The following is a 10,931-nucleotide window of genomic DNA, read 5'->3' as shown; positions in this document are numbered from 1 at the left end:
GGTCATCGAACACCAGTTCCGGGCCGCCGTCAGCAATGGCGTCGCCGGCGAATTCGAGGTCTATTTCCCGCCGCTCGAAAGCTGGTTCGTCGCGCGCTGTTATCCACACCCGCAGGGCCTGGCGGTCTACTTCCAGGACATCTCGGACCGCAAGCGCGCCGAAGCCGCGGCGCTGCAGGCCACGGCAGCCTCCGAGCGCGCCCAGCGCATGGCGCGCCTGGGCAGCTGGGAACAGGACCTGGCTTCCGGCGAACTGCGCCTGTCGCAGGAAGCGAATTCGATCTTCGGCCTCGGCCCGGGCCAGGCCATCCGCAGTTTCCCCGAGCTGCTCAAGCGCGTGCACTTCGAGGACAGAAAGCGTCTCGAGGAAGCCCGGCAACGGTTGCTTGCAGGGGATGCCGGCGACCTGGAGATCGAATACCGCATCCTGCACCCCGACGGCGAGACCCGGCAGGTGCGGGAACTGGGCACCCTGGTGCGCAACGCCGCCGGCGAGCCGGTGGCGGCCTCGGGCGCAATCCAGGACACCACCGACCAGCAGCACGCCGAAAACGCGCTGCGCGAACTTTCGCGGCGGCTCGAACAGTCGCTGGTGATGAACCGCCTGGTGCTGGAGAACTCGCTGGACGTTATCTGCGTGCTCGATGCCAACGGCCGTTTCACCCAGGTGTCCAGCGCCTCGGAATCGGTATGGGGTTTTTCCCCGGGAGAACTGGTCGGGCGCGCGCACTTTGACCTGGCGCACCCTGACGACCGCGCCCATACCCTTCGCGAAGGTGCGGCAATCCTGGCCGGCCGTTCCACCGTCGATTTCCGCAATCGCGTGGTACGCAAGGACGGCCGGGTGGTGTCCATGCAGTGGTCGGCGGTGTGGTCGGCGCGCGACCGCCCGCGACGTGACCGAGGCCAGCCGCCAGTCCGAGGCCCTGCAGCAGGCCAAGGCCAGCCTGCAGCGCGCGCAGAAGGTCGCGCGCATGGGTGCCTGGGAGTTCGACATTCCCGCCAATGAACTGACTTGGTCGGATGAGGTCTACCGGCTCTTCGAAGTGCGCCCGGATGAATTCGACGGCAACTTCGAGGCCTTCGCTGCGCGCGTGCATCCCGACGACCTGGACATGCTGCAGCAGGCGCAGGCGCAAACCGTCGCCGGCAAGGGCGACCTGGACGTCGAGCACCGCATCCTGCTGCCCGGCGGCGGCATCGGCTATGTGCACGAGCGCGCGCAGCTGCTTCGCGACGACCAGGGTCAGCCCTGGAAGCTGGCCGGCAGCGTCCAGGACATCACCGAACGCAAGCGCGCGCAGGCCCTGGAAGACGGCCAGCGGCGCATCCTGGCCAGCATCGCCGCCCGGCGCCCCTTGGGTGAAAGCCTGATGGCCCTGGTGCGCCTGGCCGAACGCCAGATGCCCGGCGCGCTCAGCTCGGTGCTGCTGCTCGACGAGGCCGGCCAGCACGTGCGGGTCGGCGCCGCGCCCAGCCTTCCGTCCGAATACAACGCCGCCATCCATGGCCTGCCCATCGGCCCCAAGGCCGGCTCCTGCGGCACGGCGGCCTTCCGCGGCGAACGCGTCGTGGTGTCGGACATCGACAAGGACCCGCTCTGGGAAGACTACCTGCCGATAGTGCAGCCGCACGGGCTCAAGGCCTGCTGGTCGACGCCGGTCAAGGCTTCCGATGGCCGCGTGGTCGCCACCTTCGCCACCTATTACCGCGACGTGCGCGAGCCCCGCGACGTCGAGCTCGAGGTGATCGACGGCCTGGCGGCGCTGTGCGCGGTGGCGATCGAACACGATGCCGCGTTCCAGTCGATCACCACCGGCCAGCAGCGTTTCCGGTCGCTGTTCGACGAACACCCGGACGTGGTCTATTCCCTGGACCTTGAAGGTCGTTTCACCGAGGTCAACGAGCAGTTCCAGCGCATCGCCGGCGTGCGGCCCGAAGACGTCCTTGGCCGGCCTTTCGACGAACTGGCCCTGGACTCCGAGCGCGACGTGGTGCGCGCACACTTCACCGCGGCCACCCAGGGCGAGGCGCGAAGCTTCGAAATGACCTGGCTTGCGGTCGATGGGCGCCGGGTCGAGATGCGGGTGAGCAACCTGCCGATCATCGTCGATGGCCGGGTGACGGGCGTGTTCGGCATTGCCCAGGACATCAGCCTGCTGCGCAAGCACCAGCGTGAGCTTTCGGACGCGCTTGATGCCGCCGAAACGCTCAGCCAGCAGCTGCATCGCCTCAGCGAGGCATCGATTTCGGTCAACCGCGACCTGGACGAGGAAACGCTCTACCAGCAGCTTGCGGACCGGGCTCGCGAAATCGTCGGCGCGCACCAGGCGATCGTAAGCGTGCAAACGGACGGCGGCGGCCAACTACTCGACGCGATCTCGTTCTCGGACAAGTACGCACGCTGGCGCGACTACGACGTGCCCATCGACGGCAGTGGCATCTACACGCTGGTCGGGGAGGGTCAGCAGTGCATGCGCATGACCCAGGCCGAGCTGGAGGCGCATCCGCGCTGGCGTAATTTCGGCGCCGAATCGGACCGGCACCCGCCCATGCGCGGCTGGCTGGCGGTGCCGATGGTGGGCAGCGACGGCAAGACCCTGGGCATCCTGCAGCTGAGCGACAAGTACCGCGGGGAGTTCAGTGAAGACGACCAGCAGGTGGCGCTGCAGTTCTCGCAGATGGCGGTGATCGCCGTCGAACGCGCCCGCCTGCTGGCCAAGTTGCAGGTCCGCGACCGCTTCTTCGAGATGTCGCTGGAAGTGTTCGTGGTCTACGACCCCACGACCGGACGCTGGATCCAGGTGAACCAGATGCTGGCCGACATCACCGGCTACAGCCGCGAGGAGCTTTGCTCGCGCCCGATCATCGACTTCATCCATCCCGACGACGTGGAAGCCACGCGTGACCGCTCGCGCAGCATCGGCAGGGGCCGGCAGGTGACCAGGAGCTTCGTGAACCGCTACGTGCGCCGCGACGGCGGCGTGCGCTACATGGAGTGGATGTCCGCCCCTGCCGACGGCCTGGTCTATGCCGTCGGCCGCGACATCACCCAGCGCCTGCAAGCCGAGGAAACCCTGCGCCAGACCCTGGTCGACCTGAATGCCCGCAACCGCGAACTGCAGGACTTTGCTTTCATCGCCTCGCACGACCTGCAGGAACCGCTGCGCAAGATCCGCGCCTTCGTCGCCCTGCTGCAGCAGCGGCACGCCGCGTCGCTGTCCGGCGAAGCACGGGATTACCTTGACCGCACCAGCCAGGCCGCCAACCGCATGCAGGTGCTCATCAACGACCTGCTGGCCTATTCGCGCGTGGCCGCCCGCGGCAAACCCTTCACTCAGGTGAAGCTCGAAACGGTGCTGGCCGGGGTGCTCGAAGACCTCGAGACCAGCCTCGAGACCAGCGGCGGCCGCGTCGAAGCCGGGTCGCTGCCGGAGATCGAAGCCGACGCCACCCAGATGCGGCAGCTGTTCCAGAACCTGCTCTCGAACGCCCTGAAGTTCCGTTCGCCGGACCGGGCGCCGGTGGTCCGGGTCAGCGCCGAAGCCGACTCCGGCGTGGACGGTCCGGGCTGGATCCTGCGTTTCCAGGACAATGGCATCGGATTCGACCCCCGCTACGCAGACAAGGTCTTCGCCCCCTTCCAGCGCCTGCACGCCCGCCAGGAGTACGAAGGCACCGGCATCGGCCTGGCGATCGTGCGCAGGATCGTCGAACGCCATCGCGGCAACATCCATGCCGAAGGCCGGCCCGGCGAAGGCGCGACCTTCGTTATCCGCCTGCCCGCGCGCCAGCCGGCCGGGACTACCGGGCTGGCGGTTCCGCTCTCGGAACCGTAGAGTCGGACAGGCCTGCCCGAGGATCTGGTTCTGCAATGAATAGCCTGCGCCAGCCCATCACCATCCTGATGGCGGATGACGACCCGGACGACCGCCTGATGACCCAGGAGGCCTTCGCCGAGTGCCGGCTGCACAATCCGCTGCAGTTCGTCGCCGACGGCGAGGAGTTGCTGGATTACCTGAACAGGCGCGCCCCGTACGACGACGACGTCGCCTACCCGATGCCGGGCCTGGTGCTGCTTGACCTGAACATGCCGCGCAAGGACGGCCGCGAGGTCCTGCGCGAGATCAAGTCCGACCCCCGGCTGCAGTCGATCCCGGTGGTCATCCTCACCACGTCCAAGGCCGAAGAGGACGTGGTGCGCAGCTACAAGGACGGCGTCAATTCCTTCATTTCCAAGCCGGTCACCTTCACGGCCCTGATCGACGTCGTGCAGACCCTGGGCAAATACTGGCTGCAGGTGGTCGACCTGCCGCCCGAACCCGAGGGAGGTGCCTCTTGAACGACGGCGTGCTCAGGGTCCTGGTCGTCGACGATGACGAAGAAGACTTCCTGATCCTGCGCGACCTGCTGGCGGACTATCCGCAGGGTCGGTTCCAGCTCGACTGGGTGGGCACGCTGGCCCAGGGCATCGAAGCCCTGCGCGCGAACGAACACGACGTTTTCCTTGTCGACTACCACCTGGGGCCCGACAACGGCATGGACCTGGTGCGCATGGCGGTGGCCGAACGCAGCGCGCATCGCCCGGTGATCATGCTCACCGGCCAGGGCAATCCGGACGTGGACCGCGAGGCGCTGGCCGCGGGTGCGTCCGACTACCTGGTGAAGGGACACATCGACGCCGAGAAGCTGGCGCGCGCATTGCGCTACGCCGCCGAGCGGGCCCGCCAGATCGCCGAAATCGAGGACGGCAAGCAGCGCTACCGCCAGCTGTTCGAGCTCAACCCGTTCCCGATCTGGGTTTACGACGCCGACACTTCGCGTTTTGTCGCGGTCAACGACGCGATGGTGACCAACTACGGCTACAGCCGCGAAGAACTGCAGGACATGACGATCTTCGACATCCGGGAACCCGACGAGGCGACCCGGCTGGGAAGCTTCCTGACCGGGCGGAGTGAACAATCGGGCAACGTGGGCGTCTGGCGCCACCGGCGCAAGGACGGCAGCGTGCTCTGGGCCGAGATCACCGGCCACCCGATCGAACTCGACGGCCGCACCTGCCGCATGGTCATCGCCCACGACATCACCGGGCAGCGCGAGGCGCAGGAGCGCCTGCTGCTGCTGCAGCGCGCGGTCGAGTCGAGCATGAACGGCATCATCATCGCCGACGCGCAGTCCGGCAACCTGCCGATCATCTACGTCAACCCCGCCTTCGAATCACTCACCGGCTACAGCTCGGAAGAAGTGATGGGCCGCAACTGCCGCTTCCTGCAGGGCGAAGAAACCCGCCAGCCCGAGCTCGATATCCTTCGCCGCGCGCTTTCCGATGGCAGCGACTGCAACGTCATCCTGCGCAACTTCCGCAAGGACGGCGAACTGTTCTGGAACCACCTGTTCATCTCGCCGGTGCGCGACGAAAGCGGCAGCATCACCCATTTCGTCGGTATCCAGAACGACCTGACCGAACGCCGCCAGGTCGAAGCCGAGCTGGCCTACGCCGCCAACCACGACCCGGTGACTGCGCTGCCGCGCTACCCGATCCTGGAAGCGGCCATCGGCAACCTGCTCGACCGCGATGGCGCCGAGTTGTCTGTGCTGTTCATCGACATCGACCATTTCCACGCCATCAACGAGTCCATGGGCCACATCATCGGCGACGAGGCGCTGCGCCTGGTGTCCGAACGCCTGCGCGACGTGCTGGGCGGGCCGGGTTACCTCGCGCGTTTCGCCGGCGACGAGTTCGTGGCCGTGGTTCCGGATGCGCCGCGCGAAAAGGTGCTCGAAGTCGCCGAAGCACTGCGCCAGGCCGTGGCCCAACCGATCGAAGGCGACGGCTACAGCCTCTACCTCACCGCCAGCATCGGCATCGCCCGTTCGCCGCTGCATGGCGACAGCGGCACCGACCTGCTGCGCCGCGCCGAAGCCGCCATGAGCCGCGCCAAGCGCGAGGGCCGCGATGCCGTCTGCGAATTTTCGACCCAGCAGATGCAGGAGCTCGAAGACCGCCTGGTGCTGGGCGCCCGCCTGCGCGAGGCGGTGTCGCGCGACGAACTGCAGCTGCATTACCAGCCACAGCTCGACGCCAGCAGCCGCCGCATCACCGGCTTCGAGGCCCTGCTGCGCTGGAACAGCCCGGACCTGGGCTCGGTGCCGCCGGGTCGCTTCATCCCCATCGCCGAGTCGCTGGGCCTGATGCCCGAACTGGGCCTGTGGGTGCTCAACGAGGCCTGCCGGCAGCTCAGCGCCTGGCGTCAACAGGGCCGGGAAGGCTTCACCGTGGCCGTGAACTTCTCGGCCCACCAGCTCCAGCGCCCGGACATCGTTCAGCGCGTGAGAGAAGCGCTTGAACGCCACGCCGTGCCGCGCGGCATGCTGGAGATCGAACTGACCGAAAGTTCGCTGATGGAAAACGTTGACCGGGTGAAGGGCCGTCTGGCCGAGATCAAGGCACTGGGCGTCTCGCTTTCCCTCGACGACTTCGGTACCGGTTATTCAAGCCTGGCCTATCTCAAGCAGTTTTCGCTCGACAAGCTCAAGATCGACCGCAGTTTCGTCAAGGACCTGCCCGGCGACGCCGCCGACGCCGCCATCGCCCGCACCATCGTCGCGGTGGGCCACGAACTGCGCATGGTGGTGGCGGCCGAAGGCGTGGAAACCCAGGCCCAGGCCGACTTCCTGCGTGAAATGGGCTGCGACGAGCTGCAGGGTTACCACTTCGGCCGGCCGGCACCGGCCAGCGAAATCGAAGCGCGCTTCCCGCGGGACTGAACGGCGCCGGGTGGCCAGCCGGCCACCGCGGGGAATATCCTGTGTGCCCCCGCTCCACAGGAACCGACGCCATGCGCCGTTTCATCCCGCTTTCCCTGCTTATGCTCGCCGCGCTGCCCCTGGCCGCGCAGGCCGGCCGCCCGGCGGTCGCCCCGGCCGCGGTCGCCGAGATCGGCAAACGTGACGATGCGCCCCTGCTGCTCGACGTGCGCACGCCCGAAGAATTCGCCCAGGGCCACCTGCCCGGCGCCGTGCTGATCCCGCACGACCAGCTGGCCGCGCGCCTGGACGAAATCGACCGCGACCGCTGGGTGCTTGTGTATTGCCGCAGCGGCAAACGCGCCAGCACGGCCCAGGACATCCTGGAAGACGCCGGCATCGAGGTCCGCCAGGTCGAAGGCAGCTGGCTGCGCTGGCAGGAAGAAGAACGCCCGGTGCAAGTGCCGGCCAAGGCGGAGGCCGCCGAATGAGCCTCTCGCGCACCCTGGCGCTAATCGGCGCCCCCACCGACATCGGCGCCGGCCATCGTGGCGCCGTCATGGGCCCCGAAGCCCTGCGCGTGGCCGGCCTGGGCGAAGCCCTGCGCGAGCGCGGCCTGGACGTGATCGACGCCGGCAACCTCGCTGGCCCGGCCAATCCCTGGCTGCCGCCGACCGATGGCTACCGCCACCTCGAACAGGTCGTGGAATGGAACCGCCTGGTCATGGAAGCCGTGCAGTCCCAGCTTGGCCAGGGCCGCCTGCCGGTGCTGATGGGCGGTGACCACTGCCTGGCCCTGGGCAGCATCAAGGCCGTCGCGCGCCACTGCAAGGACGCCGGCAAGAAGCTGCGCATCCTCTGGCTCGATGCCCACGCCGACTTCAACACCAGCGACGTCACGCCTTCGGGCAACGTGCACGGCATGCCCGTGGCCTGCCTGTGCGGCGTGGGTCCCAAGGCCCTGACCCACCTGGGCGGCGACTCCCCGGCGATCGACCCGGCTGTGCTGCGCCAGATCGGCATCCGTTCGGTCGACCAGGGCGAAAAACGCCTGGTGAAGGAATACGGCGTCGACATCTACGACATGCGCTACATCGACGAGATCGGCATGAAGCGGGTGATGGAAGAAGCCCTGGAAGGCATCGACGACCAGACCCACGTGCACGTCAGCTTCGACGTGGACTTCCTGGACCCGTCCATCGCCCCCGGCGTGGGCACCACCGTGCCGGGCGGCCCGAACTACCGCGAGGCGCAGCTGGTGATGGAAATGATCGCCGACACCGGTCGCCTGGGTTCGCTGGACATCATGGAGCTCAATCCGGCCTACGACGACCACAATCGCACCGGCAAACTGGCCGTGGACCTGGTCGAAAGCCTGTTCGGCAAGTCCACCCTGATGCGCGACTGAACCGGGGCGTGAATCATCCGTGAAACATGCGCGGGCAATGATTGACAGCCCCGTCGCTGGGCCTAGACTCAGCGGGCAACCCACCCACAGGAGTTACCCATGACCCGTACCCGTCTGATGCTGGCGGCCATGCTTGCCGCGTTCGCGCTTTCTGGCTGCAACACCGTCGAAGGTTTCGGCAAGGATGTCTCCAAGGCCGGCGACGAACTCGAGGAAGCGGCGCAGGAAGCCAAGAACTGATCGCCGCCTTTCGCGACTGATCGACATCCAGAAGGCCGGGCAGCCATGCCCGGCCTTCTTCTTTGCGCGGGTTTCAGGGATCCGGGGCGAAACCGATCGGGAAGGCCTCCGGGGCGTCGTGGTAGTGCCGCCAGCGGCGCGGCAGCACGCCCCGGGCCACCAGGGCCTCGGTGCCGTCGTAATACAGCTCCAGGGTCTGCGCCGGCCGGCGGCTGGCGCGTTCGAAGCGGGTGGTGGTGGCGGCGTCCCAGCGGCGTTCACCGTGTCCGGTGCCCAGTTGCTGTCGGGCCAGGCCCTCGTCCATGCGGCTCGCTTCCGCCGACGGCGCGGCAGCGTCGCTGGCGTGGCCGGGTTTGCCCGAGGCCCGGGACTCCTGGCGCGCGATCGGCGCCGGATACGAGGGGTAGGCCGGAGCCTGGCGTTCACGGAAAACCGCCACGCCGATAACGCCGACGTTGTCGGGCCGGCCGGTGCGGGCGGCATAGCTGTCGGGCAGGGCGGTGAAGTGGAACTGCGCGACCTCGGACAGGCTCTTGCGCCAGCCGCGCACCTCCAGCCGCTGCCAGGGACCCAGCACGTAGCCGGCCTGGCCGGTGCCGGCGGTTTCGCCGCTGATGGCGTTCACGCCGTCCACGGACACCACCGCCAGGACCCGTTCGCCGGTGGTGTTCTGCAGCACCAGGCTGTAGCGGTGGCCGGGCCGGCCTTCGACGTAGTGGCGGCCGCGGTGCGGGTGCCAGGGCAGGCTGTGGCCCAGCTCCAGGTCCTGCACCTGCAGGTCGACCAGGGACGCCTGGCGGGCGCAGGCGGGCGGGCTGGCCAGCACGGCCAGGGCGAGCACAAGCAGGGCGTTCAGGGATTTCATGGCGGACTCCTCGTTCGGGGGTAGGCAATGCAACGTTCCGGCGGCCGGAACGGGGTTGGCCCGCCGACGCGGTAAACTCGCGGGGTTCCTTCGCCCGAAAACTCCATGACCGTTACCCGCGTACTTACCGGCATCACCACCTCCGGCACCCCGCACCTGGGCAACTACGCCGGCGCCATCCGCCCGGCCGTGGCCGCCAGCCGCCAGCCGCGCGTGGATCCGGACCAGGTGTGGTTCTACCGCCAGTCCGACATTCCCGAGATCCCCGAGCTGACCTGGCTGCTGACCTGCGTGGCCGGCAAGGGCCTGCTCAACCGCGCCCACGCCTACAAGGCCGCGGTGGACAAGAACACCGCCGCCGGCGAAGACCCCGACGCCGGCATCAGCGCCGGCCTGTTCATGTACCCGGTGCTGATGGCCGCCGACATCCTGATGTTCAAGGCGCACTCGGTGCCGGTGGGCCGCGACCAGGTGCAGCACATCGAGATGGCGCGTGATTTCGGCGCCCGCTTCAACCATCTGTACGGCGAACACTTCGTGCTGCCCGAAGCGGCGGTGGAAGAAAACGTCGCCACCCTGCCGGGGCTGGACGGCCGCAAGATGAGCAAGAGCTACGACAACACCATCCCGCTGTTCGCGCCGCGCGAAACGCTGAAGAAGCTGGTGTTCTCGATCGTCACCGATTCGCGGGCGCCGGGCGAAGCCAAGGACACCGAAGGTTCGGCCCTGTTCCAGCTGCACCAGGCTTTCGCAACGCCGGCGCAGTCGGCGGACTTCGCCCGGGCCTTTGCCGACGGCATTGGCTGGGGCGAGGCCAAGCAGGCCCTGTTCGAACGCCTGGACGAGGAGCTGGCGCCGCTGCGCGAGAGGTACGACGCGCTGATGGCCCGCCCCGACCACATCGAGCAGGTCCTGCGCGCCGGCGGCGAAAAGGCCCGGGGTATCGCCAAACCGCTGATGACCGAACTGCGCCGGGCCGTGGGACTGCGCGACCTGCGCGAGCAGGCGGTGACCAGGACCGCGGAAGCCGCGAAAAGGATCCGCCCCGAGTTCAAGCAGTACCGGGAGAAGGACGGCCGCTTCCACTTCAAGCTCGTTGATGGCGAAGGCCAAGAGCTGCTGGGCGGCGGTGGCTTCGACTCGCCGCGTGATGCCGGCGTCCGGGTCGCGCGCCTGAAACTTGAAGGCGCCAGCGACCTGCGCGAAGAGGAGGGCGGGCTGTGGCTGGGCGACGTCCGCATAGGCGTGCTGGCGCCGGGCATTTCCCTCGAGGCCGCGAAAACGGCCTTGCGGGCCTTCGTCGAGGAGGGCGCCTGATGGCCGACGTCGCCGACCTCGCGCTCATCCTGTTCCTGCCCTGGTTCGCGATCCTGGGCGTGCTGTACTGGTTCTACCCGCGCACGCTGGAAAAGACAGCGGCGCGCCGGCGTTTCGACGTTGCCGCGCTGGCCCTGGCCTTCCTGGCGGCCTTCCTGGCCGGGCGCTGGGGTTTTGCCACGGCGGCCACCGGCATCGAGGCCGGGCCCATCTGGCGACAGGTGCTGGCCAGCCTGCTGGCCTACAAGGCCTTCCTGCTGGTGGTTGGCGTCGCCTGGGCGTTGCGCGGGCAGCGCTTCCGCCAGGCCGTTTGATTTCCCCGGGCCAACCTGGCCTAGACTGCACGGACTCCGC

The 10,931-nt window shown here is 68.1% G+C and carries 9 protein-coding genes and 1 pseudogene; 9 read left to right on the top strand and 1 reads right to left on the bottom strand.

The features are described from left to right. The 7 genes from AACZ35_RS01200 to AACZ35_RS01170 all read left to right on the top strand — a co-directional run. Nucleotides 1-1,009: PAS domain-containing protein (locus AACZ35_RS01200; protein ID WP_339825068.1), on the top strand; the 1,009-nt coding region annotated here is incomplete at its 5' end. After that, the gene (locus tag AACZ35_RS01195; protein WP_339825066.1) at nucleotides 897-3,839 is read left to right on the top strand and encodes a PAS domain S-box protein; all 2,943 of its coding nucleotides are present in this window, start codon (nucleotides 897-899) and stop codon (nucleotides 3,837-3,839) included. The genes AACZ35_RS01200 and AACZ35_RS01195, both read left to right, overlap by 113 nt. Nucleotides 3,840-3,874: 35 nt before the next feature. Beyond that, nucleotides 3,875-4,342 carry a response regulator gene (locus AACZ35_RS01190; protein WP_339825063.1) on the top strand — a complete coding sequence of 156 codons (468 nt, stop codon included), beginning with the start codon at nucleotides 3,875-3,877 and terminating at the stop codon, nucleotides 4,340-4,342. Next, nucleotides 4,339-6,768: an EAL domain-containing protein gene (locus AACZ35_RS01185; protein ID WP_339825060.1), complete on the top strand. Its 2,430-nt coding sequence runs from the start codon at nucleotides 4,339-4,341 to the stop codon at nucleotides 6,766-6,768. Before AACZ35_RS01190 ends, AACZ35_RS01185 begins: the two co-directional genes overlap by 4 nt. 71 nt (nucleotides 6,769-6,839) lie before the next feature. Continuing rightward, nucleotides 6,840-7,238, top strand: coding sequence for a rhodanese-like domain-containing protein (locus AACZ35_RS01180; protein WP_339825057.1), 399 nt, complete (start codon nucleotides 6,840-6,842; stop codon nucleotides 7,236-7,238). After that, nucleotides 7,235-8,155 (top strand): arginase, encoded by a 921-nt coding sequence (gene rocF, locus AACZ35_RS01175; protein ID WP_339825055.1) that lies wholly within the window; start codon nucleotides 7,235-7,237, stop codon nucleotides 8,153-8,155. Before AACZ35_RS01180 ends, rocF begins: the two co-directional genes overlap by 4 nt. Before the next feature lie 99 nt (nucleotides 8,156-8,254). Then, nucleotides 8,255-8,395: an entericidin A/B family lipoprotein gene (locus AACZ35_RS01170; protein ID WP_339825053.1), complete on the top strand. Its 141-nt coding sequence runs from the start codon at nucleotides 8,255-8,257 to the stop codon at nucleotides 8,393-8,395. A gap of 73 nt (nucleotides 8,396-8,468) precedes the next feature. Here AACZ35_RS01170 and AACZ35_RS01165 read toward each other — a convergent pair whose 3' ends face one another. Continuing rightward, nucleotides 8,469-9,260: a hypothetical protein gene (locus tag AACZ35_RS01165; RefSeq protein ID WP_339825051.1), complete on the bottom strand. Its 792-nt coding sequence runs from the start codon at nucleotides 9,258-9,260 to the stop codon at nucleotides 8,469-8,471. 105 nt (nucleotides 9,261-9,365) lie between these two features. Between AACZ35_RS01165 and trpS the strand changes: the two are divergent. Further along, nucleotides 9,366-10,460 (top strand): annotated as a pseudogene (gene trpS, locus AACZ35_RS01160) (tryptophan--tRNA ligase); the annotation flags it as partial. Between the two features lie 116 nt (nucleotides 10,461-10,576). Beyond that, on the top strand, nucleotides 10,577-10,891 hold the full coding sequence (locus AACZ35_RS01155) for a hypothetical protein (RefSeq protein WP_339825049.1): 315 nt from the start codon (nucleotides 10,577-10,579) through the stop codon (nucleotides 10,889-10,891). Nucleotides 10,892-10,931: the final 40 nt, after the last annotated feature.

It is taken from the genome of uncultured Arenimonas sp., from assembly GCF_963976025.1.
Taxonomy (GTDB): domain Bacteria; phylum Pseudomonadota; class Gammaproteobacteria; order Xanthomonadales; family Xanthomonadaceae; genus Arenimonas.
The sequence above is the reverse complement of the archived record's forward strand: the minus strand, read 5'-3'. Positions and strand labels throughout refer to the sequence as shown.